General features: G+C 43.1%; 21 protein-coding genes. 6 read left to right on the forward strand and 15 right to left on the reverse strand.

The genetic code is table 11. The annotated features are described in order from the left end of the window. Positions 1-238: 238 nt before the first annotated feature. The 5 genes from ACLJJ6_RS07110 to cdaA all read right to left on the reverse strand — a co-directional run bounded on the left by ACLJJ6_RS07110 (position 239) and on the right by cdaA (position 7,156). Positions 239-1,546 (reverse strand): glucosaminidase domain-containing protein, encoded by a 1,308-nt coding sequence (locus ACLJJ6_RS07110; RefSeq protein ID WP_412988568.1) that lies wholly within the window; start codon positions 1,544-1,546, stop codon positions 239-241. A 335-nt stretch (positions 1,547-1,881) separates the two neighbouring features. Further along, the gene (gene glmS / locus ACLJJ6_RS07115; protein WP_412988570.1) at positions 1,882-3,702 is read right to left on the reverse strand and encodes a glutamine--fructose-6-phosphate transaminase (isomerizing); all 1,821 of its coding nucleotides are present in this window, start codon (positions 3,700-3,702) and stop codon (positions 1,882-1,884) included. Between the two features lie 293 nt (positions 3,703-3,995). After that, positions 3,996-5,360, reverse strand: a complete 1,365-nt coding sequence (gene glmM / locus ACLJJ6_RS07120; RefSeq protein ID WP_412988572.1) for a phosphoglucosamine mutase — start codon at positions 5,358-5,360, stop codon at positions 3,996-3,998. A 39-nt stretch (positions 5,361-5,399) separates the two neighbouring features. Continuing rightward, entirely contained in the window at positions 5,400-6,308 is a 909-nt protein-coding gene (locus ACLJJ6_RS07125; RefSeq protein WP_412988574.1) for a YbbR-like domain-containing protein, read from the reverse strand. Then, positions 6,305-7,156, reverse strand: a complete 852-nt coding sequence (cdaA, locus tag ACLJJ6_RS07130; protein WP_412988576.1) for a diadenylate cyclase CdaA — start codon at positions 7,154-7,156, stop codon at positions 6,305-6,307. Before cdaA ends, ACLJJ6_RS07125 begins: the two co-directional genes overlap by 4 nt. Positions 7,157-7,298: 142 nt before the next feature. Between cdaA and ACLJJ6_RS07135 the strand changes: the two genes are divergently transcribed. Next, entirely contained in the window at positions 7,299-7,943 is a 645-nt protein-coding gene (locus tag ACLJJ6_RS07135; protein ID WP_412988577.1) for a DUF1361 domain-containing protein, read from the forward strand. A 152-nt stretch (positions 7,944-8,095) separates the two neighbouring features. On the opposite strand, the gene murB is transcribed toward ACLJJ6_RS07135, so the two are convergent. Together murB and ACLJJ6_RS07145 are read right to left on the reverse strand one after the other, a co-directional pair. Further along, positions 8,096-8,995, reverse strand: coding sequence for a UDP-N-acetylmuramate dehydrogenase (murB, locus tag ACLJJ6_RS07140; RefSeq protein WP_412988579.1), 900 nt, complete (start codon positions 8,993-8,995; stop codon positions 8,096-8,098). A 35-nt stretch (positions 8,996-9,030) separates the two neighbouring features. After that, entirely contained in the window at positions 9,031-9,945 is a 915-nt protein-coding gene (locus ACLJJ6_RS07145) for a Gfo/Idh/MocA family protein (protein WP_412988581.1), read from the reverse strand. Between the two features lie 123 nt (positions 9,946-10,068). On the opposite strand from ACLJJ6_RS07145, the gene ACLJJ6_RS07150 reads away from it, so the two are divergent. Then, the gene (locus tag ACLJJ6_RS07150) at positions 10,069-10,605 is read left to right on the forward strand and encodes a 3'-5' exonuclease (protein ID WP_412988582.1); all 537 of its coding nucleotides are present in this window, start codon (positions 10,069-10,071) and stop codon (positions 10,603-10,605) included. Here the strand turns inward: ACLJJ6_RS07150 and ACLJJ6_RS07155 are convergent. Genes ACLJJ6_RS07155 through ACLJJ6_RS07165 form a run of 3 tightly spaced genes read right to left on the reverse strand, consistent with a single transcriptional unit; the run spans position 10,598 to position 12,307 of the window. After that, positions 10,598-11,113 carry a GNAT family N-acetyltransferase gene (locus tag ACLJJ6_RS07155; RefSeq protein ID WP_412988584.1) on the reverse strand — a complete coding sequence of 172 codons (516 nt, stop codon included), beginning with the start codon at positions 11,111-11,113 and terminating at the stop codon, positions 10,598-10,600. The genes ACLJJ6_RS07150 and ACLJJ6_RS07155 overlap by 8 nt on opposite strands. Further along, on the reverse strand, positions 11,110-11,580 hold the full coding sequence (tsaE, locus tag ACLJJ6_RS07160) for a tRNA (adenosine(37)-N6)-threonylcarbamoyltransferase complex ATPase subunit type 1 TsaE (protein WP_412988586.1): 471 nt from the start codon (positions 11,578-11,580) through the stop codon (positions 11,110-11,112). Before tsaE ends, ACLJJ6_RS07155 begins: the two co-directional genes overlap by 4 nt. 4 nt (positions 11,581-11,584) lie before the next feature. Continuing rightward, positions 11,585-12,307 carry a uracil-DNA glycosylase gene (locus ACLJJ6_RS07165; RefSeq protein WP_412988587.1) on the reverse strand — a complete coding sequence of 241 codons (723 nt, stop codon included), beginning with the start codon at positions 12,305-12,307 and terminating at the stop codon, positions 11,585-11,587. Positions 12,308-12,440: 133 nt separating this feature from the next. On the opposite strand from ACLJJ6_RS07165, the gene ACLJJ6_RS07170 reads away from it, so the two are divergent. The 4 genes from ACLJJ6_RS07170 to ACLJJ6_RS07185 all read left to right on the forward strand — a co-directional run bounded on the left by ACLJJ6_RS07170 (position 12,441) and on the right by ACLJJ6_RS07185 (position 16,139). After that, entirely contained in the window at positions 12,441-13,313 is an 873-nt protein-coding gene (locus tag ACLJJ6_RS07170; RefSeq protein ID WP_412988588.1) for a Cof-type HAD-IIB family hydrolase, read from the forward strand. A gap of 25 nt (positions 13,314-13,338) precedes the next feature. After that, positions 13,339-13,923: an LURP-one-related/scramblase family protein gene (locus ACLJJ6_RS07175; protein WP_412988589.1), complete on the forward strand. Its 585-nt coding sequence runs from the start codon at positions 13,339-13,341 to the stop codon at positions 13,921-13,923. Positions 13,924-13,937: 14 nt separating this feature from the next. Then, the gene (locus tag ACLJJ6_RS07180; protein WP_412988591.1) at positions 13,938-14,504 is read left to right on the forward strand and encodes a GNAT family N-acetyltransferase; all 567 of its coding nucleotides are present in this window, start codon (positions 13,938-13,940) and stop codon (positions 14,502-14,504) included. A 201-nt stretch (positions 14,505-14,705) separates the two neighbouring features. After that, positions 14,706-16,139, forward strand: coding sequence for an APC family permease (locus tag ACLJJ6_RS07185; protein ID WP_412988592.1), 1,434 nt, complete (start codon positions 14,706-14,708; stop codon positions 16,137-16,139). 50 nt (positions 16,140-16,189) lie between these two features. Here the strand turns inward: ACLJJ6_RS07185 and smpB are convergent, their stop codons facing one another. The 5 genes from smpB to glpK form a co-directional block, all read right to left on the reverse strand. Next, positions 16,190-16,660, reverse strand: coding sequence for an SsrA-binding protein SmpB (gene smpB, locus ACLJJ6_RS07190; protein ID WP_412988593.1), 471 nt, complete (start codon positions 16,658-16,660; stop codon positions 16,190-16,192). Positions 16,661-16,671: 11 nt separating this feature from the next. Then, positions 16,672-19,044 (reverse strand): ribonuclease R, encoded by a 2,373-nt coding sequence (gene rnr / locus ACLJJ6_RS07195; protein ID WP_412988594.1) that lies wholly within the window; start codon positions 19,042-19,044, stop codon positions 16,672-16,674. A 71-nt stretch (positions 19,045-19,115) separates the two neighbouring features. Continuing rightward, complete coding sequence (gene secG, locus ACLJJ6_RS07200) at positions 19,116-19,352, reverse strand: preprotein translocase subunit SecG (protein ID WP_412988595.1); 237 nt, start codon at positions 19,350-19,352, stop codon at positions 19,116-19,118. 96 nt (positions 19,353-19,448) lie between these two features. Beyond that, positions 19,449-21,008, reverse strand: a complete 1,560-nt coding sequence (locus ACLJJ6_RS07205; protein WP_412988596.1) for a chloride channel protein — start codon at positions 21,006-21,008, stop codon at positions 19,449-19,451. Positions 21,009-21,112: 104 nt separating this feature from the next. Further along, positions 21,113-22,624 (reverse strand): glycerol kinase GlpK, encoded by a 1,512-nt coding sequence (gene glpK, locus ACLJJ6_RS07210; protein WP_412988597.1) that lies wholly within the window; start codon positions 22,622-22,624, stop codon positions 21,113-21,115. Positions 22,625-22,848 lie beyond the last annotated feature (224 nt).

Raw genomic sequence — 22,848 nt, forward strand, 5'->3', positions numbered from 1 at the left:
AGTAATCATACCGCTTTATGTAAGCGGTGTCAAACTAATTTTAAAAAAATCATTAAAAAAAGAACCGGAACAAAATTCCAGTTCTTCACCATCTGATGTATACACCATAGAGATGTCCCTCATCTGTATTCATTTGGGGTAAACAGGGAGAGGAAGTAAATAAATGGTATCTATAATATACCTCAAATTCTCACATTAGTCCATCTATTTTTAATCTTTACTCATATTTATTTAATATTTAATTGGTTAAAGCACCGCCATAAATCCAACCAATCAACTTACCATTGTAATAGCACCGGTAATAGGGCGTCTTAACTCCCTCTAATTGACAGGTCATATCCACTTGAACCGTCTTGTTCGCAAAGTTTTTACCATAATTCTTTAATTTTGATGTATAGCTGCTCTTGGGAACATGATTATAGAAATTGTGCCCCGGAACGGTCTTTACTTTTTTCGTAAGCGTTTGTGCCGTGTATTTTGTGGTCAAGTAACGCACATTTTGGAGTGCGCCTCCGTAGATCCAACCAATCTCTTTTCCATTCACATAGCAGCGATAATATGGCGTCTTCGTGCCTGCTCGGGTTGCCTGGTTATCAATCGTCACGTTTCGATTACGATAAGTTTTCCCGTAGTGCCAGCGTTTAGTTGCGTACACACTATAGGTCAGGTGATTATAAAAGTCGTTTTGGGGATTGCTGCTTACTTGCGCAACCTTGTACACGGATTTGTAAGTAGCCACTTGAACAACAGCCGTTGAATAAATCCATCCAATCAGCTTTCCCTTATAATAGCACCGGTAGTATGGTGTTTTGGCACCTTTTTTAACACCCTGGTCGTCAATTGTAATTGTTTTTCCTTTATAAGTTGTACCGTAGTGCTTCCGCTTTGAACTGTAAGTACTGCCCGGAATATGATTATAGAAGTCATGTCCTGGTTTTAATTTAACCTGCATCCGCAAATTTTTCTTCGTATACTTCACAGCTGTCCCGTCAATCAAATTGTGCAGATTATAACCCTTGATGAGACTAATCAACGTTTTGGCATAGGACGGTGCTGTTGCATAGCGGCCGGTCAGATAATTGGCTGCGGCTTCGGGTGTCTTGGCAACTTCCTTCCAAGTTCCACGATAATAGGCGTGATTCCAAGCTAACCCATTCCGCAAAAGATTTCCATTATCGTTCAACGATGCCTTAGCGTTCGGATATTTTCGAAACGCTGCGTTGGTATAGTAGAGCCTACCGGATGATGTATACTCCGCCGTACGCATGGTAACGGACTTGCCTTTATATGTACCTTTAATTCCGAAATAATTATTGCCTTTGATGGCAAGCTGACTCTGTCCCCAAGCACTTTCACAAGCAGCTTGTGCCATCATCAGTGAACCGTATAGATTATATTTTGTTGAAACACTTTTAACATCAGGCTTTAACCGCGAAATAAAAGCCTGCGGTGAATCCGCGTGAACCGGCTGAGCATGTAAGCCGAAAACTGCCATTGCCGAAATCACCACAAAAAGTGAAACGAACGGTAACCAACGTTTATGCATGTGCGTTCCCCCGTATCTTTGATGATCTTGTCTACTAGTATATAACGAAATTAGACTAATCTTAATAACTTTAATCGTATTGAAACATACAAGCATCATCACTACAGGCAAAAACGCGCTACAACAGGCTTTTACAAGGTTTATGATCAGATTGTAACTAAAATTTAATAATTAGCTTTTTTAAAAAAGGTCAAAAAAAACTGGGACAAGCGTTACAAGCTGTCCCAGTTTCACTATTTATATCTGCTGATAAATCGTGGTTGTAGACAAGCGTTTGCCTCCGAACCATCATTCCAGTCACCAGAAGTTTAATTGACTTTTGCTCTTTTTCAATTCTATTCAACCGTCACACTCTTAGCTAAATTACGCGGTTGATCCACATTGTAGCCGCGCTCTAAGCTGGCATAGTAGGCTAGTAATTGCGCTGGTACCACACTAATGAGAGGAATCAACAATTCTGAAATGGCGGGAATGACAATTTCGTCTCCTGGTTTGGCCAAGTTTTGCGATGCAATTCGTAAAACACGGGCACCACGAGATTGCACTTCTTGGATATTACTTCGGGTATGTCCCGCCGTCTTTTTCTGTGTCAGCAAGGCAATCACTGGGGTTTGATCCTCAATTAATGCAATTGTCCCATGTTTCAGTTCGCCTGACGCAAAGCCCTCCGCTTGGATATACGAAATTTCCTTTAGTTTCAGCGCTGCTTCCAGTGCAACGAAGTAATCAACCCCACGACCGATATAAAAGGCGTTGCGTGTCGTGGCGAGATTGTCATGTGCAATTTGTTTAATTTCTTCTTTATCATCCACAATTGCCTGAATCGCATTGGCTGCTAAACTAAGTTGATGCTGTAAATCAAACTGTTTGGCATTTGCAATCTGTTTTGCCATCCCCAACGCTTTAGCCACCACGGCTTCCACCGCAATTTGGGCTGTGTAAGCCTTCGTCGATGCAACCGCAATTTCGGGACCAGCTTTCAAAAGTAACTGATACGTAGCCTCACGGTACAACGTCGAGTTTTCAACATTGGTGATGGTCAAACTTGGCGCATGCCACTCTTCTTTAACTCGAACCAGCACCTGGCGGCTATCAGCGGTTTCTCCACTTTGCGTTAAGAAAATAAAGAAAGGATGTTGACTTAGCATGGGATCTGCATAAGCGAACTCGGATGCGACTAAAGCTTGTGTGGGCACCTGCGCCAGGCGTTCAAACAATTCTTTTCCAACTAAGCCAGCATGATAACTTGTTCCGGCTCCCACAATGTAAATCTGGTCTGCTTGTTTCATAGCTGCCAGTAGATCCGCCCCGATTGCTGGTTGCGCAGGATTCTCTAAATAAGTCTCTTGAATCCGGTGTAAAACAGCTGGTTGCTCATCAATTTCTTTTAACATGTAATAAGGATAAGCGCCTCGATCTGCTTCTTTAGGATCAAGATCCACGTGGAAAGCTTCTCGCTGAACAGGATTGCCATTCTGATCTGAAATTTCGACAGAGCTGGGCGTCACAATGACCATTTCGCCATCCTGCAATTCCAGAAAATCTTTTGTGACGTTCAACATGGCTAAAGCATCACTGCAAACCACATTAAAGTCCTCACCCAAGCCGATCAGAAGCGGACTTTTATTTTTGGCAACGTATAACGTCTCCGGATCATCACGATCCATCAACAGAAACGCGTATGAAGAACCTTCCAAGAGTCCCAAAGTTTTTTCGAAGGCCTGTTTAGTGGTTAAGTTTTCTTGGGTCACAAAATGATCCACTAATTGCACAACGACTTCGGTATCCGTTTGGCTCACAAAAGTGACATTTTTTAAGTAAGTGGATTTTAATTCTTCAAAATTTTCGATGACCCCGTTATGCACAAGGTAAAAACGATTATCACTCGAAAACTGGGGATGTGCATTTGCAATGCTAGGTACCCCGTTTGTAGCCCAGCGGGTATGTCCAATGCCAGTCGTTCCCGGGATGGCTGGCGTGAGTTTATGCTTAAGGTCGATAATTTTCCCCTGAGTTTTCACAAGGTGATCTTGCCCTTTGCGATTAGTGACGTAGATACCTGCTGAATCGTAACCACGATACTCAAGCTTTTCAAGTCCTGAAACCAATATTTCAATTGAATCTTCTCGTCCTGTTACTCCAACTATTCCACACATTTTTAACACCCTTTACAAATAAGTTATAATTGGTATATATAGATATATCAAATTGGTACGTTTGAAACAATTACTAATTTATCGCATGATATAGGGAATGTCAATCTTTATTATCATTTTGGTTTGTGCTTTTATTAATATTGGTATATTTTTGAAGTCAAAACAAAAATCCCGTATCCGGGCAATTACTACCAGATACGGGATTTTAAACGAATTTAATTTTGAAAAAAGCTGCCATAACCTAACGAAAACTTTTTCCAAATGACAAGCTTTTAAAAAATAGAAATCTAGGGTTACGCGTCAACGCCAACTTCTTCTTCAACAACCTTAACGATACGATCCACGTAGGCTGCAACTTCTTCCTTAGTTGCGGCTTCTGCCATGACACGCAGCAAATCTTCTGTACCGCTAGGACGGACTAACACCCGCCCATCACCGTGCATTTCTTCTTCGACAGTTTTAATGATGGCCTGAATTTTCTCATTGTTCAAGGCTGCCTTTTTATCTTTGACTTTCACGTTAACTAACTTTTGTGGATAAGTTTTAACTTCGTTAGCTAATTCCGACAGTTTTTTACCGGTCTTCTTCACAATGTGCAAAAGCTGTAAGGCCGTAAGCATCCCGTCACCCGTGGTATTGTAATCAAGGAATACGACGTGCCCAGATTGTTCGCCACCGACGTTATAGCCGTTTTTAAGCATCTCTTCCACCACATAGCGGTCCCCAACTTGAGTTTGGACAGAATGTAAGTCATTTGCTTCCAAAGCCTTATAAAGGCCGAGATTACTCATCACAGTTGTGACAACCGTATCCTTCTTCAAACGGCCACGTTTGCTTAAATACTTGCCGCAGATGTACATAATCTTGTCGCCGTTGACAATATTTCCTAATTCATCCACCGCGATACACCGGTCGCCGTCACCGTCAAACGCAACCCCCAGATCAGCGCCCTTTTCAACAACAAATTTCTGTAACTGTTCTGGATGAGTGGAACCAACATTGGCATTAATATTCAGCCCATTTGGTGAGGTCGCCATGGTATCAAAATCGGCATTTAGATCAGCAAAGATTTGGGATACAAAGCCACTTGTTGCTCCATTGGCGGAATCTACACAAACATGCAAACCTTCCAAATCATCTGGGATCGTTTGTTCCAAGAATTGTGTATATTTCAAAGCACCTTCTGGATAATCGTTCTCGGTTCCTAAACCTTCTGCTGATGGCCGCGGTAACTCGTCAGTTTCTTTGTCCAACAAAACTTCGATTTCGCCTTCTAACTCATCAGAAAGCTTGTAACCATCGGAACCAAAGAACTTGATGCCGTTATCCTGGACGGGATTATGGGAAGCTGTAATCATCACACCAGCATCAGCTTCTTGTTTACGAACCAAGTAAGCAACCCCCGGCGTTGTGACAACACCCATATTCAAAACTTCGATTCCTACCGAAAGCAAACCAGAAATTAATGCTGTTTCCAGTAATTGGCCTGAGATCCGAGTATCCCGAGAAACTAAGACCCGCGGACGCTCATTCGCATTTTCGGCGTGTTGTGTCAGAACATAACCGCCCGTTCTTCCCAATTGAAAGGCCATCTCAGGGGTTAAGCTTTCGTTTGCAATTCCACGTACACCATCTGTTCCAAAATATTTTAAAGCCATGTTTTTCCTCATTCCTTAATTTATAAGTTTAGTTTTTAATTAGTTTTCACTCGATGAACTTGAAGAACTTGTTGAAACGCTGCTGCTCTTGGTACTACTTGAATTTTTCGAACTGCTTGAGGAGCTACTCGAACTGCTCGAACTACTTGAATTCGCTGTACGATTTGTGCGGCTATTTTCGGCCTCGTCACTCGTCGAACTGGCTTGGGAGCCACTTGACGAACTACTGCTGGATGTGTCGCTGTTCTTTTGAACTGGGACCGTCACATTAACCGTCTGTGGATCCAAAATAACATTTACCGTATCACCACGATTATCAACCGCCTGCAGTAATACCTGCGTTGTTACATCCTGTTTGGTGTTGTTGGGTAAATTGACTTTGGCTACCACCTGCGCAATTCGGTTAATCTCAGAAACCGAACCAGTCGCTGTCACCGTTTGAGAACGTAAAATTGCAGCTTTGCTTTCATAACCTTTCGCAATGGCATCTTGATTGACTTCCGTTTGAATTGCAAAAGTTTTTGTTCTGCGGTTGGCAATCGTAATGTTAATTGTTTCGGGGTCAAAACTATAGGAGAGTTCTTTATTCAAACCCTCTTCTTTAATTTGGACTTTGTGTTTGCCCACGCCCAGTTTTCGTAAAGAAACGTACGCCTTAAAGTTTTGGGTATTGGTCGTGGTGGTCACGAGCGCACTGGGCCCTGTAATCTTTATTTTCACTTTTGAAGGGTACCCGCTGACCAAATACTTACTATTATTAACATCTAGCTCCAAGGGTACCGTTAGCGTCTTCGTTTTATTCGCCATCAACGCCGTGTTATTCCCATTTTCACCAGAGTTCACATTCACCGTATTCATCCGGTCGGAATTAACATACGTGAACAACAAAATCGCCAAAATCAGTGCTAAAATCCGATAAACCCAACGCTTTTTCCAAAATTTCTTCATTTTTTCGGACCCCCTTTAAAGAAAGCCGTTAAGCCTTCTATAAAGTCCTGAATCACATTATGATTTTCAGGTTCTACTTCGCTGAGAAATTGATCGCGGAAATAACGCAAGTAGTCCTCTTGAGTCATATTGCGCAACAACTCGTTATCCTTTGTAATCGATACTTCGCCAGTTTCCTCAGAAACAACGACCGTGACTGCATCCGTGACCTCACTGATTCCAACGGCCGCGCGGTGTCTCGTACCAAGCTCTTTTGGAATCATCGTACTTTGTGATAACGGTAAATAGGCAGCTGCAACAGCGACCTTATTATCCTTAATGATCACAGCACCATCATGGAGTGGGGTGTTAGGGATGAATATGTTAATTAATAATTCTCCCGTGATATCCGCATCTAACGCAATCCCAGTCTCAATATAGTCTTCCAGCCCAGTATCCATTTGGATGGTAATCAGCGCTCCGATTCGCCTTTTAGACATGTATTGAATCGCTTTATCGAGAGCGGCAATCATCCGTGTTTCTGCTTCGTTTTGTGATTTATTTTTGACAAACATGGATCCGCGGCCTAAATGTTCGAGACCGCGTCGAATCTCGGGCTGAAAAATGACAACCATGGCGATCACGCCCCAATTAATCACTTGGTCCATGATCCATGAAACGGTGCTTAATCCCAGCAAGACGCTGACAACTTTAATCAGAATAATCACAATAATTCCGCGAAAAAGCTGAACCGCCTTTGTTCCTCTTAGTAACATGATTAACTCATAAATTACAAACCAAACCACAAGGATGTCGATTAGATTCATAAAATTATGTAATGTAATCAGTCGATCCCAAGCAAAATTCATTTGTTTTTCCTCCAAACCAATACAGAAATAATTATAGCACAGAGCCTCTTAATAAAAAGTTCGCAAACACCATAATTTCAGTCTATATTTATAGCAAATTGGCAATCCCATCTGCTACAATAAATTTAGCGAGGGATTCATTATGACAAAAAAGACAAAATGGCTTATTCGACTCTGTTATGGGCTGGGACTGCTCTATATCGCCCTATTTGTGCACCCACCCTATCATTTTTTACTGCTAAACACCTTTTTAGCGTATATTCCAATTGAAATTGCGTTTCACATTACTGCCGATCGCCCCAAAAATCCGGTTTTATTTTGGCTAGGCATTTTAATCTGGCTGCTATTTTATCCAAATGCCCCCTATCTGTTAACGGACTTATTTCATTTGAGTCTCCTGCATCCCTATGGCGACAGTGGTCTCATTCGTTTGTCCATCTCCATGTGGATTTATTTCATCTACATGTTGCTGGCCGTTATTCCCAGCGTTTTGCTTGGCATGTGGAGTATGACGCAAGTGACGCGTTCCATCGTGGCCCGTTATCATCTCAAGTATCACCTGATTGAAATGGGAATCGTGGGCATTTTTACAACCCTGTCTTCCATTGGTATTTTTATTGGTCGTTTCTTAAGGCTGCATACCATCTATTTACTGATCAGTCCCGAATGGGTTCTAAAACCGATTTTCAATATGTGGTCGTTACAAATGCTAGCTTTTGTTATCCTCATGACGGTATTGCAAAGTACCATTTACGTTGTGCTACGTGTGATTCGCCGTTCAGAATAAAATGAGTGACAAAAAAGACAGGTAAAATTCCAGAAAATTTTACCTGTCTTTTTTTGATGGAGAATTGTTACTCATCCGCGTAACCCAACTTTTTAAGCCATTTTTTCAAAAGCCCCCGCCATTGTTCTAAAAACCACAATAGCCGTGCATCTTTATTCTGCACCAATAATGCGGACTTCCGTTTGCAAATGAACGCCAAATTTTTCAAAAACCGTATCTTGAACGTGATGAATAACTCGCAAATAATCCGTTGCTGTTGCGCCGCCGACATTAATAATAAAACCGGCATGTTTTTTAGAAACTTGAGCGCCGCCGATTTGAAAACCCTGTAGCCCCGACTCGTGAATCAGTTTACCCGTGAAATAACCCGTAGGCCGCTTGAAAACACTCCCACATGAAGGATATTCCAAAGGCTGTTTCGAAGCTCTCAGACGGTTTAGTTCATCCATTTGTGCCCGAATCTTTTCACTATCGCCCGGTTTTAAACTAAAGGTTGCAGAAAGAACAATATCTTCATAATCCTGAATACTGCTGTGACGATAACTAAAATCCAGTTCCTGATTAGTCAGTGTCCTGATTTGGCCTTTACGGGTTAAAATCTGAACTTCACTCACCACTTCACTGATTTCACCGCCATACGCACCGGCATTCATAAAGACCGCGCCACCGACACTACCGGGGATTCCAGCTGCAAACTCCACACCTGTTAAGCCAGCCTGATACGCCACTTCTGTCGTTTGGATCATCGCGGCTCCTGCTTGAGCAATCACTTGGTCGCCAGCAACCCGAATGTGATTCATTTTCGTTAAGATAACTGTCAAACCGCGAATACCGCCATCCCTGACAATTAAATTACTGGCATTACCAATGACGGTCAACGCCATTTTTTGGTTATCTGCCCATTCTAACAACTGGCTGACTTCATCAACTGTTTGCGGAAACGCTAAGTAATCTGCCGGGCCACCCGTTTTTGTGTTTGTATATTTAGACAAAGGTTCATCTTTAAAAATCTGAATTTTAGGGAATGTTTCCGTTATCGTTTGCAAATCCACCCAGTTCCTTTCAATTTACAATTTATATTTATTTCTCATTTTAACACTTCCAACTGCAAAACGGCATCTCGACAAATTCGGTGGCTTTCAATCGCTGATTCCGGCGAGACTGGATTGGCCTGCTTGCCATCCACCGCTGCCAGGAATTGCCGAATCAACGGATCAAATCCGCGCGTCACTAAAGTGGGCTGCCAATCGGGCGACGCAATTCTTTGTTCGCCGGTAGCCGACTTGAGGGAATAGGTCTGACAATTTTCAACGCTTGCTAGGCCTTGTTTGGTTTCCAATTCGGTGGTTTCCTGATTAACACCTCCGACTAAATTGATTTCCGCCGTGGCCGCGCTATGTGCCGTTGTGAGCGTCACGATCGCTTGGTTGAGGTCGTCTCCTTGCGTAAATAGCTGTGTTTGTTGATTCAAAATCGGTTCATCTAACAAGTACGCAACGGTATCTACCACATGAATTAACAAGTCGTAGATCGCAAACTTAGCCGGCTGGCTTCCGGCTACGCGTAATTTGGCACTGCGAATAATTTGTTTTTGCGGTAAGGCCTTCAATTTTTGGTTAAAGGGAACAAACCGGCGATTAAACCCGCAAGTTAACAATAAGTTGCGTGCGGCTGCCAACCGATATAGTTCTTCAACCTGTTCAAAATCTTCTGAAATGGGTTTATCCACATACACATGAATGTCATGGCAGAGAAGCTGCTTAATAATGTCGTAGTGCGTTTTTGTCGGGGTATGGACAAAGACGGCTTTGGGTTTGGCAGCAATCAACGCGGCGACGTCACTCTCACCATGACGAACCCCATATTTTTGCTGAAGCTGTGTCCGTTTTTCTGCATTGCGTGTACAAAAAATCCATTCATATTGATCTTGCAGGGTTGCCATCACCGGCAAATACGCTTTTTGCGCGATGTTGCCTAATCCAATTACACCGATTCTTTCCATGTTTATGTGCTCCTCTTCTAAACCGATTTCGATTTTAAATACTATCTTTCTCGCCGAACACAGCTTATAATATACCCATCAAGTTATGACTATAACGCCAGTAATCACGAAAGGATTTATACTATGAATTTTGTTGCTATGGACTTTGAGACTGCTTCTGCCAAACGATACAGTGCGTGTTCTTTAGCCTTAACCATCGTACGCAATAATCAAGTTGCAGATGAATTTTATTCACTCATCAAGCCCGATACCGAATTTAACTGGCGCAACGTTCAGATCCATGGCATCCATGAAGAAGACGTTGCAGATGCGCCAACTTTCCCCGAAATATGGTCAGTTATCAACCCATTTTTTCAGCGGGATCAATTGATTGTTGCTCACAACGCGCCGTTTGATAATGGCGTTTTAAAAAGCTGCCTAGAACACTATCATTTGCAAAGAACCCATTATCTAACTTTAGATACGGTTCGCTCCAGCCGAAAATTTTTCCCGGAATTTGAGAACCATAAACTGGATACAGTTTGCAAGCATCTAGGCATTGAGCTAGACCATCATCATAATGCTTTGGATGATAGCCTTGCCTGTGCCAACATTCTGCTTTACGAAGCTGACAACTTTGGCACAGACCAACTAAAACCATTTGTGCGGATCGCTAATTAAATAGCAGCTGCATATCAATTGTTGGATAACGGTTACCCTTTTTATCGTGGTAGCCGTTTTTATTATGCGCAATTTCTTTAAATCCTAATTTTTGGTAAATGTGATAGGCTGCCTTATTTCGTGCTTGGACCGTGAGAAAAAAACCATCTAGCCAACTAAAGGTCTGTCCCCAAGTCAAACTTTCTTCAACCAAGGCCGTCCCTAATCCTTGATTCCAGTATGGTTTCAAAACGGCAACCCCTAATTCACCTAAGTGACTGTCAGGCATTTCGATAATCGTCACCAAACCAATTGCCTGCCCCTGATACTTCGCCAGAAAAATCAGATTTTCCCGGCTCTCTTGAATGAGCGCCAACTGCTTAGCCTCTGCAGCTTCCGAAAGCTGTGAGAGGTCATCTTCAACCGTAAAAGTTTCACTTTGGCCATCTAATTGCGTTAATAGTTCCAGGACTGCCTGTGCATCCCGTGCACCAGCTTCCACCAGTTGGACGTCTTCTTCTGCACTCATTTCAACCTCTCTTTTAATTGATCCAGTAATTGCTGATAACGTGTCCCCTGTGCTTGAAAGTTCAAGACGCGAGTTTCATCAGATTGCCCATCGCGGTTGAGCTGAATTTTTAAAAAGGTGTCCGGCAAGTAGTCTTGAATAAACTGCGACCACTCAATGACCGTCACACCGCCACCATAAAAATATTCATCCCAGCCCAGATCATCACCGCTGCTATCTTCAAGCCGATAAACATCCATATGAAACAGTGGCATTCGTCCGTCATGGTACTCATGAATAATGGTGAAAGTAGGACTTTTGACATACCGTTTGATGCCTAACCCCTGTGCCAATCCCTTAGTAAAGGTTGTCTTGCCGGCCCCTAAGTCACCATCTAGCAAAATAACATCGTTTGGCTGTAATAGCTCAGCAAGCTGCTTGCCAATTTCTTCGGTTTGTTGAGCAGATTCTGTTTTAAATGTGTGCATAAACTTACCTCGTTTGTTGAGAAGAATGTTGATTTGCTTGCGCAACCTCTACATGCTCTGGCAGCTGCCAATCAATCGGTTCTTCCCCAAGCGCTTTTAGCGCCGCATTCGTTTTTGAAAAAGGATGGGAACCAAAAAAACCGTATCGGGCTGAAAAAGGACTTGGGTGAGCCGATTTAATAATAATATTGCGTTTTGTATCAATCAGCGCGATCTTCTCTTGGGCGGCTTTGCCCCACAAAATAAAGACCACCGGCGTTTCTCGTTCAGAAAGCTTTTGAATGGCGGCGTCCGTCAACTGTTCCCAGCCTTTGCCTTTATGTGAAAAAGCCTGGCCGTTGCGGACCGTTAAAACGGTATTTAACATCAGCACGCCCTGTTTGGCCCACTTTTCTAAATAACCGTGCGAAACGGGTTTAATGCCTAAATCATCTTGGAGTTCTTTATAGATATTTTGCAGTGACGGCGGAATTTTAACGCCGGGCAAAACCGAAAAGCTTAAGCCATGGGCCTGATTGGGTTCATGATAAGGATCCTGTCCCAAAATGACAACTTTAACCTGGCTAAAGGGCGTCCATTCGAAAGCTTCAAAAATATGAAACATATCCGGATGGATTAAATAGTGTTTGTATTCAGACTTTAAAAAATCATGCAAATCTTTGTAATAGGCCTTTTCAAATTTCGGCCCTAAAACTTGCTGCCAATCATTATGAATAAACGTTTTCATTTTAACACCTCACCCCCATATTCTAGCATAGCCGTAATTGTTTTAATAACATAAAATCCGCCTAGTTATGACTAAAAAAAAACTGGGCTTCATGGTAAACTGAAGGTATAAAACCTTGTGAGGACGTGAAGATATGATTTCAATAATTGCTTCTGATATGGACGGTACCTTGCTGAACGAAAAAATGGAAATTTCTGAGGAAAACGCAGCTGCAATCAAACAGGCCCAAAGTGAAGGCGTTCACTTCATTGTTGCGACGGGCAGACAGCGTGCAGAAGCTCAACCGTTAATCGAACAGTTTGGCATTCAAGTTCCGATGATTACGTTAAATGGTGCGGCAGTCTATGACGTCGATGGTAAAATCCTCGATATGGTTCCCTTGCACCGGGCAACCGTTTCGCAAATCATGCGTGAACTAAACTTGGCTGATCTCTATTACGAAGTTGTCACTGCTGATGGCGTTGTCTCAAATAGCCGTGCCATGCACATTCAAAATTTGGCACAACTCTTGGCCAATCTTAATCCGCAAACACCGTTCAAATTGGCCGTTTCATTGGCTTCTGCCCGCGTTGAATTAATGGATATCTCTTATGTCGACAGTTACCAAGAGCTCATTGATGATCAAAACGTGCGTATTTTAAAAATTATTGCCTTTGCAACTGAAGGCCAAAAACGCCTCCAGCCAGTAGCTGCTAAGATTAATGTCAAAGTGGATGTGGCGATTACCTCCTCTTCTGCTTCAAACATTGAAATCAATAATGTGCGGGCCCAGAAAGGGATTGCGCTGCAACATTACGCCGATGAATTGAATATCCCGATGTCACAAGTTATGGCCATCGGGGACAACCTCAATGATGCTTCCATGCTTAAGGTTGCCGATACGAGCTACGCGATGGGAAATGCCATTCCAGAAATTAAACAACTTGCTAACCACCTCACCGTTTCCAACAACGAAAACGGGGTTGGCAAAGCTATTTTGGAACAACTCAAAACTAACCGGCAGTAAGCCCAGAGGTTACGGGGGTGCAGTTATGCGTAAGCTATATGTAAGAAACCAGGATTCAACTAATAAAGGCGCAACTGTTGTGCGGGATGATCACAACAACGCCTGTTATTTATTAGTGGGAAAATGGGGTATTCGTCATGATGCTTTATCCGTCTACAGCATTGACGGCCATGTCTTGGCAGAAATTAAGCAGACTTCGGTCGGCATTTTTCCTAAGTTTGATCTTTTCTTTAACGGACAAAAAATTGGTTCAATTTCAAAAACGTTCGGCTTGATTCACGAGTTTATGTACATCAAAAAATTAAAGTGGTTTATTACAGGCAATCTCCGTACCGGCTTACACCACGTTTATAGCGGTCGCCAGCTAGTTATGACGGTTACGCCCGTCTTTTTGTACGGTGCCGGTTACAGTGAACTAACGATTAAACAGCAAGCCACAGAACCTGTTTGTATTTGTGTGGCTGCCATTCTTGATCACTGGGCAAAAGGAAAGCCGAAAGCGCCCCTCAAAAATAAAGCCAGCCTGCCTGGATGGCGCCTATCTAATGGCGAAACAAGTTTCAACAATATTCACGAGCATCCCTCGGATAAAAATAAACTAACGGAATAAATGGAGGTTATGTTTTGCAAATTCAACCCGCAACCAAAAAAGATGTTCCTCAGATTGTGAACCTCATTAAAGTCATTCTAGACAAAATGGAGCTCCCAGCACTTCATGAGTTAAGTAACGCCCAATTAACCCAACTCTTCGAAAAAACTTTTTCGTCGCCTGAATACCAAGGCCAGCTGGCTAATTTAATTGTGGCTAAAGAAGCCGATAAGGTTCTAGGGGTCATGTTTGGCTATTTAGGGAAAAATGAAGCGGCCCTATTTAAAGTTTTTGCCCGTTACTATCCGGAACTCCACATTCCAACAGACATCAGCATTTTTTCCGATCCCGAAGCCGATCCTGAAGAATGGTATCTAAATGCTTTAAGTGTGGCTGAATCTAGTCGCGGACAAGGGATCGGCACAAAATTATTGCAGTATTTACCAACCGTTGCTGCTCAAAATCAGACGCAGGAAGTTGGTTTGCTGGTGGACTTTGAAAACCCCCAGGCAGCTAAACTATACGAGCGCGTTGGCTTTAAATCAGAACGCGTGCAAATTGTGGCCGGTCATCACTATCATCACTTGAAGCTGCGTGTGTAAGCTACCGTCTACAAATTGCGTCGCTGATTAAGCTGAAATAACTCGTTTGTTTGCTTTGCCGCTGCCAGCCACTTGGCCAACAACTAAATTAACCTAAAAAAACTTGGAGCGAAAAATTTTATTTTTGCTTCAAGTTTTTATAGCGTTTTGGATTTAACTTGTGCTAAAATTAAATGATTTTTGAGATAGGGAATTTGGAATATGAAAAATACAAAGTATATTAGCTGGCCGGTCCTGGGACTCATGGCCTTTGTAAACGTCATTGGGTTTGATGACATTATTTACAACTTTAAGAATCAAGGGTTAGGCATTATTACTACCTGGGTCATTTTATTCGCGCTATACGTTGTCCCCTACGGCTTAATGGTCGGCCAACTCGGTTCTACTTTTAGCAACGCAGGTGGCGGTTTGAGTTCGTGGGTACGCGCCACTAGCGGAGATGCTTTGGGTTACTTTACAGCCTGGACGTACTGGGCAGCGAGTATTCCTTACGTCGTTGATACGGCGAACTCGGTCGTCGTGGCCTTTGGTTGGCTGATTAATGGCGATAATTCGATGGAGCAGCACATGTCCAACGCAATGTTTGCCTTTTTGACTTTCTTAGTCTTTATCATTTTTATTTTTTTGCAAAACCACATTAAAAATTCGCTCCAACTGCTAAATGCTCTAGGCGGTGGGGCCATGTTTATCATGACCGTTTTGTTCGTCATTCTAACGGTGGTCAATCTTATTCACGGCGAACATATTGCCTCGGCACCATTGCACGCTTCAACGTTCACGCCTAAAATAGATTTACACTTTTTCTCAACCTTAGGGCTTCTCATTTATGCGACCAGCGGTTCAGAACTAGTGGCACCATATGTGACCCGCATGAAGCATCCCAAGCGCGATTTTCCGAAGTCGATTATCATGCTAACGGTCATGGCTGCCTTTTTAACTATTTTTGGTTCTTTTTCACTGGGGGTGTTCTTTAATGATCATCACTTACCAGCAGATCTCAAAATGAACGGCAGTTACTACGCTTTCGACTTTGTAGGCCGGCATATTGGCTTAGGTCACTCTATGCTGTTTTTATTCTCCATCGCCCAGCTACTCTACATGTTTGCGCTATTGGCCCTGTTATTAGACGCCATGACCCGCATGCTGATTATGGATACCGGCAAACGATTTATGCCGCGGCAACTGTTAAAACTCAATAAAAATGGCCGGCCGATCAATGGTTACCTCTTAACCTCCGGACTTTCTGCTGGCATATTATTGATGGGTGTTTTCTTACCGGACATGAATGAAATTTTTAACTGGCTCCTGAATTTAAATGGAATCGTTTCGCCATATGTGACCTGCTGGATTTTCTTTGCATTCATGCAGGTACGCAAGAATTCTCAGCAATTCCAATCTGATTATATTTTTATCAAGAATGATCGACTGGCATACCTAGTCGCGGTGTGGTGTTTAGCTATTACCTTTATTGCGGCTACCTTTGGGATTTTACCGCAAGATGTGCCGGCCGGTTCCTTTACTTACTGGCAAGAACTGGTTATGAACATTGTCACACCAGTGATTCTAATTGTGCTTGGCTTAATCATGCCAGCAATTGCCCGCCATCAACAAAAAGAAGAAGCTTCGCGGAACTAACCAAAATGGTTAGCTGCCTTGAAGCTTCTTTTTTGTGTTTGCTTTAATTTTTAACGGTAGCGTTTGACGGCCTTAGCAATTTCACGCTCTTGATCACGCCGCTTAATGGTTTCACGTTTGTCGTATTCGTGTTTTCCTTTGGCAACGCCGATTAAAACCTTGGCGAATCCATGCTTTAGGTAAACCTTAAGCGGAACAATCGTAATCCCTTTGTTTTGTGTCTGTTCAGCGAGTTCGGCGATTTCTTTTTTGTGCAAAAGTAACTTCCGATTTCTCAAGGGGTCGTGATTAAACTGGTTACCTTCTAAATACTCACTAATGTGAATGTTCATCAGCACCGCTTCCCCATTACGAATCTGAACATAGCCATCCCGTAAATTGATTCGACTTGCCCGGACGGATTTGATTTCGGTCCCCGTCAAAACCATTCCGGCTTCGTAGGTTTTTAAAATCAGATAATCATGCCGAGCTTTCTTATTTTGTGCTAAAGCCGAATCTTGTTTCTTCTTCGTCTTTGCCATTTACCTCACTCCTACTTTTTGCGGTCATACGTTTTGGAAGTTGTTGGCTTTTTGTGTGTAGCTGTTTCGTGAAATTTCTTGGCTGAATTATTACGATAAGATTGACCCGTTTTCTTATTAAAATTCTTATTATGACCACCCTGTCGATTACCAGATCGGTAATTACCGTTATTTCTAAACTGGCGGGGTGGCAATTGAATTTCACTTGTCGGGGTCTTTTCTGGGTGCAATAGTGCAAAATCTACTTCGCTTTGATCTTTGTCAACCCGAAGTAACTTCACTTCAAGCTCTTGGCCGATCTGGTAAGTACGATGGGTATTGCGCCCAACCAGCGCCATCTGATTTTCCACGTATTCGTAGTAATCATCCTTCATCTGGCTAATATGCACAAGACCTTCAACCGTATTATCCAATTCGACAAATAAGCCGAACTTCATTACAGAACTGACAACCGCTTTAAATTCCTCACCGATATGGTCGCCCATGTATTCGGCTTTCTTCATGCCGTCAACATCACGCTCCGTATCAATTCCCCGTCGCTCCAGTTTAGAAGTGTGTGCCGCGACTTCTGGAATTCGATCCACGTACTGTGCCTGAAAGGCTTCCCCAAGACCGTCGTTGGCGTAGTGACGAATTAACCGGTGGACAAACATATCTGGATAACGCCGAATCGGTGACGTAAAGTGGGTATAATATTGCGCTGCCAACCCGAAATGGCCTAAGGAATCCTCAGAATACTTCGCTTGTTTCATACTCCGCAACATCATGACATTAATCATGGTTTCTTCCTTGCTGCCCGAAACCTGCTTAAGGACACTTTGCAACATTTTCGGCTTGATGTTTTTAGAACTTCCTTTGACAGAATAACCAAAGTTAGTTAGAAATTCAAAGAAACTTAGCATCCGTTCACTATCCGGTGTCTCGTGGACCCGGTACAAGAATGGGACTTTCAACTCAGAATAGTGCTGGGCGACAGTTTCATTGGCCGCTAACATAAAGGATTCAATCATCCGTTCCGAAGTACCTCGGACGCGAACCTTAATATCAATTGGGTGCCCCGTTTCATCCACAATAATTTGAGCTTCATTGTCGTCAAATTCAATAGCTCCACGTCGTTTGCGGCGTTTAAGCAAAATCTTATGCAAATCGGCCATCGTTTCAAACATTGGCACGAGATCGGCATAACGAGCCCGGGTCTTTTCGTCATGGGCCTCTAAAATCTTGTTTACATCACCATAGGTCATGCGGGCGTCAGATTTGATGACACTCGGATAGATCTTGTGGTCAACAACCTTGCCTTCACCGTCTAACTCCATCTCACAGGTCATCGCTAAACGCTCAACTTCCGGGTTCAGTGAACAGATTCCGTTTGACAGTTTCCGTGGTAGCATTGGCACAACACGGTCCGTCAAATAAACACTGGTACTGCGACGATAGGCTTCGTGATCTAACGGTGAACCTTCCTTAACATAGTGACTGACATCGGCAATGTTGACACTCAAATGGTAGTGGCCATTAGCCATTTTGTAAACACCCACGGCATCATCGAAATCCTTGGAATCGTCCCCGTCAATCGTCACCACGGTTTCGCTAGTTAAGTCCTTGCGCCCCACTTTTTCAGCATCGGTAACCACGTCCGGAATGGTTTTAATTTCCTCTTTGACATCATCCGGGAACTCGTAAGGAACTTCGTGTTGATAAATCACCTGTAAAATATCAACGCCCGGATCATCCTTAAAGCCAATCGTTTCTTTGGCAATCCCAGCCATTAACTTAGGATGCTTTAGATTCGGGTACTGCGTCACTTCGGCCGTAATAACCGCGCCATCTTGCGGTTTGATACCCGTACCTAACACATCGAAGTGATATGCCGAAAGTTTTTTATCCTTTAATTCAATTTCCCCGATAACTCCATTTGCAGGATCCGCACCGGAAGATTGAAAAACGCCAACCGCCTGTGTGAAGTGGCGTTCGGTAATTTTAGTCACGACACCCTCAGGACCTTTGTCGTCTCCAGGTTTGGCTGCGCGGGTAATTCGAACATCGACTTCGTCTTGGTTCAAGGCAAAAGCAGTATGTTCCTCACTAATATAGATATCCGGAACAGCGGGGTCCACGGCAACAAAACCGAATCCCCGGTCATTGGCGTGAAAAACCCCATGGACTAATTGCTGGTTGGCTTGGATTGGCAAGGTGAATTTTCCCTGTTCGGTAATGTGCAACCGATTAGAGCGTTCCATAACCGCCAGTTCTTTAACCAAAATGTTAAAAACGCTGGCTCCTTCTAGATTTAATTTTTGAAAAATTTCTTCAGCTGTAAAACTTTCTTTAGGATGTTGATTTAAAAAATTACTTACTGAAGCTTGCAGTTTATTTGTTTCCATACTCTACCTCAAATATTTTAATGTTTTTAACTTAATTAAAAGCCTCCTGCAAAACACAGGAGGCTTAGTCGTTAGTGTGAGGAAACGTAAACCATTGCAATTGCAATCACAAAGAAAACTATTCCGAGAACTAACGTGACTTTTTGCATAAAAGCTTCGAATCCACGTGGTTTTGATTTGGCAAAAAGGTCATCTGCCCCACCTGTCAAAGATGCCATCGCATTATCTGTCTTAGCCGGTTGCATCATGACAGCAATGATAATCAAAACTGAAACAATTAATAATATCGTCATTAATAAATTATACAAGTAGCGACCTCCTACCTAAACTTGTCGTATATCTTCTATAATTTATCACAGTTTCTTGTTTTTTTCCAGTCTTGGCATTAACTTTCTCCGTGCAATTTATTCCGACGCATCTGGCAAATGGCGCAAAGCCTGCAACAAGAAACCGCGATTATGATGGTTAGTTGTAATAATGAGTGTGTCTCCGGCAATCAACAGCGTATCGCCATGCGGAATAATTTCACGTTCGCCGCGCCGAATCGCAATCAATAGACTATTCTTGGGCCAGTGAAAATCTCTGACTTGATGACCGACAAATGCCGAGCCGGCAAAAATCGGGAATTCAATCCGGTCTAATTTGCCCCCGCTGTGCGGTACCAGTGGTTTTACAATCCGATGCAAAAGTGACTCGTAAATTGGCGCACCGCCCAGCAAATCAACCACTAAATAAGCCGTGATGGACACAACCGCCAAAGGCATCAAATGATGCAGTGTACCGACCATTTCTGTGATCAGGAGAATTGCAGTAAATGGCGCTTTCCCAATCCCAGCAAAATAACCGGCCATGGCGATAATAATGAAATTTGTCAAATCACTTTCCGGGAAAAGATGGCAGGCAATCATGGTTTGGGCATAAATTGCGCCGAGAACGGCCCCTAAAGACAAAATTGGCAAAAAAATACCACCAGGTAACCCAGAACCATAAGAAATCATTGAAAAAATAAACCGAATTGCAAAAATCCCCAATAAGATCGCCAACCCTGGTGTTTGCGCTGCAATATTTAAGATAATGGCATTTCCACCGCCAAGCAGGTGTGGCGCCCACAAACCAATGGGAATCACCAAAATAAACGGTACGACGCCATACAACCAGCTGGGAATTTTAGCTAAATAAGCATACCAATCGCCCATTTTTAAAAGTACTCTTTGATAAACAAACCCCATAACACCTAAAAAAACACCTAAAAGTAATACGTGGGGATACATACGCAACGGCAATGCCTTGGTGTAGACAATATGTAAAACGGGAGTTAAGCCGAAAAACTCAGTTGAAACTAAATTCGACGTAATGGCGCTTGCCAAGGCAGTTGTCCAGATTAACGGTGAAAAATTATGATAAACTTCTTCGAGTACAAATAACGTACTGGCTATCGGGGCATTAAATGCCGCAGATAATCCGGCGGCCGCCCCGCTCGCAATAAAGACGCGCCGGTTAACTTCCGTTTCATGGGAAAATTCAGCGTAACCCTGACCTACCGTAGCGCCCAATTGAATCGAAGGCCCTTCTCTTCCTAAAAAGAGGCCTGAGCCAATCGCCAAGATTCCGCCTACAAACTTGCGCCATAGGGCTGGCCACCAAGCATACTCGAGTATTCCCGAAAGTTGGCCTTCAACCTGTGGAATCCCCGAACCTTTAATTTCGGGATGCTGCTTTGCTAGGTAGCCAACGAAAATAGCTAACCCGACCATCAGGGCCGCCCACAATGGCAGTAACCAAATATGAATAGTCAGGTACTCATATGCAAAAGCTACTCCCTGCAAGCCTTTCACAATACTCAAACGAAAAATACTAACGACCAGGCCAACCAGAATTCCGATTAACCCACCTTTTAAAATTAAAGTCAGTCGTGTGTGGTCACTTTTCGGTCTCCCCTGACTGACTTCACCTCTCCATTGCATAGTTTCATCTCAATTCTTTTTCTCTTTCTACTTTACCACTCTTAAAACCACTCTCAAAAAGAAGCCCAAAAAAGGAAAGTCTGCAAAACGACTTTCCCATAAAACTATTTTTTGCGGTACGGTTGGTGTTTGAAAAGCTGTGCGGCTTGGACTGCCTCTTGCCAACCACTATACAGATTTTGTCTTTCTTCTTCGTTCATGTCAGGCAAAAAGACCTGTCCCGTTTGATAAACCCGTTTAATATCCGCGGTATCTTTCCAAAAACCAACACCTAAACCAGCCAGAAACGCTGCTCTTAAAGCCGTGGTTTCAAGATTAGCAGCACGGTCAATTTCAATCCCCAAAATGTCGGCCTGAAATTGCATGAGGTAATTGTTGCGCGAGGCCCCACCGTCAACTTTCAATGTGGGAATTTTAATTTTGGCATCCTGTTTCATCGTATCGACCACATCACGGGTCTGGTAGGCAAGTGACTGCAATGTCGCTTTGATAAAATCATTCTTGGTGGTACCACGCGTAATCCCAAACACCGACCCGCGGGTAACCGAATCCCAGTACGGCGCACCTAATCCTGTAAAGGCGGGAACCACATAAATTTCATTGTGATCGGTTGATTCCTGCGCAGCCTGCTCTGAATCAGCCGAGTTTTTCAAAAGCTGCATGCCGTCGCGTAGCCATTGAATCGCCGAACCTGCCACGAAAATACTGCCCTCTAAGGCGTAATAAACCTGGTCATCTAACCCATAGGCAATGGTGGTCAACAAGTTATGATCTGACAGTTGAGGATGTTTGCCAGTATTCATCACCACAAAGGCCCCCGTGCCATAAGTGTTTTTTACCATGCCCGGTTCAAATGCCATTTGCCCAAACAAAGCTGCCTGTTGATCACCAGCCATTCCTGAAATTGGGACTTCGCTACCATAAAAATGATATTCCTTCGTCACTCCATAAACTTCGGAATTTGACTTAACATGTGGCAAAAGTGTTTCGGGAATATTCAGTAATTTGAGAATATCCCGATCCCATTTGAGTTCATGAATATTAAACAACATGGTCCGACTTGCATTTGAGTAATCTGTCACGTGGACAGCCCCACCAGTGAGTTTCCACACTAGCCAGGTGTCAATGGTCCCAAACAATAATTCACCGTTCTCAGCGCGTTTTTGGGCGTTTGGGACGTGATCTAAAATCCAGCGAATTTTAGTCGCCGAAAAATAAGCATCGACAATCAAACCAGTTTTTTGATGAATTTCCTTCTTGTATCCGGCTAAGATCAACTGATTCGCAATATCGGCTGTCTGCCGCGATTGCCAGACAACCGCATTATAAATTGGAAGCCCAGTCTTTTTATCCCAGATAACGGTTGTTTCACGCTGATTCGTAATTCCGATCCCACTAATTTGGGCCGGTCGAATCTGGGATTTGATTAACGCATCCGCAATTGTGGATAAGACAGCTTCCCAAATTTCATTGGCATCGTGTTCAACCCATCCTGGATTGGGAAAAATCTGCGCAATTTCTCGCTGGGCCTCCACAACCTTTTGACCCTGATGATTAAAAATAATTGCGCGCGTACTGGTAGTCCCTTCATCAATTGCCAGGATATATTTCTCCATCGTCTTTTCCCCACCTTAAAGTAAAATTAAGCGCCAAGTTTGCCAATGGCCAACCACTGCAGTCTAGGCTTTCCGTTTGGCTATCATCCTTTATTTTACGCCTTTTACCCAAAACCACCAGACAAAAAAAGAGCCCTCCGTTTTTCACGAAAGACTCTTTTGGGTCTACACTTTCTGGTATTGGTGAATAACTGATACCAGTTTTTATTTTGAAAAAAAAAAGG

It is taken from the genome of Pediococcus siamensis (genome assembly GCF_047220215.1).
GTDB classification, from domain to species: Bacteria; Bacillota; Bacilli; order Lactobacillales; family Lactobacillaceae; genus Pediococcus; species Pediococcus siamensis.

Excerpts from the sequence above, each read along its gene's own strand:
- glpK (WP_412988597.1), bottom strand. The coding sequence starts at position 22,624 with ATGGAGAAATATATCCTGGCAATTGATGAAGGGACTACCAGTACGCGC.
- ACLJJ6_RS07150 (WP_412988582.1), top strand. The coding sequence starts at position 10,069 with ATGAATTTTGTTGCTATGGACTTTGAGACTGCTTCTGCCAAACGATAC.
- ACLJJ6_RS07175 (WP_412988589.1), top strand. The coding sequence starts at position 13,339 with ATGCGTAAGCTATATGTAAGAAACCAGGATTCAACTAATAAAGGCGCA.
- glmS (WP_412988570.1), bottom strand. The coding sequence starts at position 3,702 with ATGTGTGGAATAGTTGGAGTAACAGGACGAGAAGATTCAATTGAAATA.
- ACLJJ6_RS07155 (WP_412988584.1), bottom strand. The coding sequence starts at position 11,113 with ATGAGTGCAGAAGAAGACGTCCAACTGGTGGAAGCTGGTGCACGGGAT.
- rnr (WP_412988594.1), bottom strand. The coding sequence starts at position 19,044 with ATGGAAACAAATAAACTGCAAGCTTCAGTAAGTAATTTTTTAAATCAA.
- tsaE (WP_412988586.1), bottom strand. The coding sequence starts at position 11,580 with ATGCACACATTTAAAACAGAATCTGCTCAACAAACCGAAGAAATTGGC.
- ACLJJ6_RS07170 (WP_412988588.1), top strand. The coding sequence starts at position 12,441 with ATGATTTCAATAATTGCTTCTGATATGGACGGTACCTTGCTGAACGAA.
- ACLJJ6_RS07145 (WP_412988581.1), bottom strand. The coding sequence starts at position 9,945 with ATGGAAAGAATCGGTGTAATTGGATTAGGCAACATCGCGCAAAAAGCG.
- glmM (WP_412988572.1), bottom strand. The coding sequence starts at position 5,360 with ATGGCTTTAAAATATTTTGGAACAGATGGTGTACGTGGAATTGCAAAC.
- smpB (WP_412988593.1), bottom strand. The coding sequence starts at position 16,660 with ATGGCAAAGACGAAGAAGAAACAAGATTCGGCTTTAGCACAAAATAAG.
- ACLJJ6_RS07205 (WP_412988596.1), bottom strand. The coding sequence starts at position 21,008 with ATGCAATGGAGAGGTGAAGTCAGTCAGGGGAGACCGAAAAGTGACCAC.
- cdaA (WP_412988576.1), bottom strand. The coding sequence starts at position 7,156 with ATGAATTTTGCTTGGGATCGACTGATTACATTACATAATTTTATGAAT.
- ACLJJ6_RS07185 (WP_412988592.1), top strand. The coding sequence starts at position 14,706 with ATGAAAAATACAAAGTATATTAGCTGGCCGGTCCTGGGACTCATGGCC.
- ACLJJ6_RS07125 (WP_412988574.1), bottom strand. The coding sequence starts at position 6,308 with ATGAAGAAATTTTGGAAAAAGCGTTGGGTTTATCGGATTTTAGCACTG.
- ACLJJ6_RS07135 (WP_412988577.1), top strand. The coding sequence starts at position 7,299 with ATGACAAAAAAGACAAAATGGCTTATTCGACTCTGTTATGGGCTGGGA.
- ACLJJ6_RS07165 (WP_412988587.1), bottom strand. The coding sequence starts at position 12,307 with ATGAAAACGTTTATTCATAATGATTGGCAGCAAGTTTTAGGGCCGAAA.
- ACLJJ6_RS07110 (WP_412988568.1), bottom strand. The coding sequence starts at position 1,546 with ATGCATAAACGTTGGTTACCGTTCGTTTCACTTTTTGTGGTGATTTCG.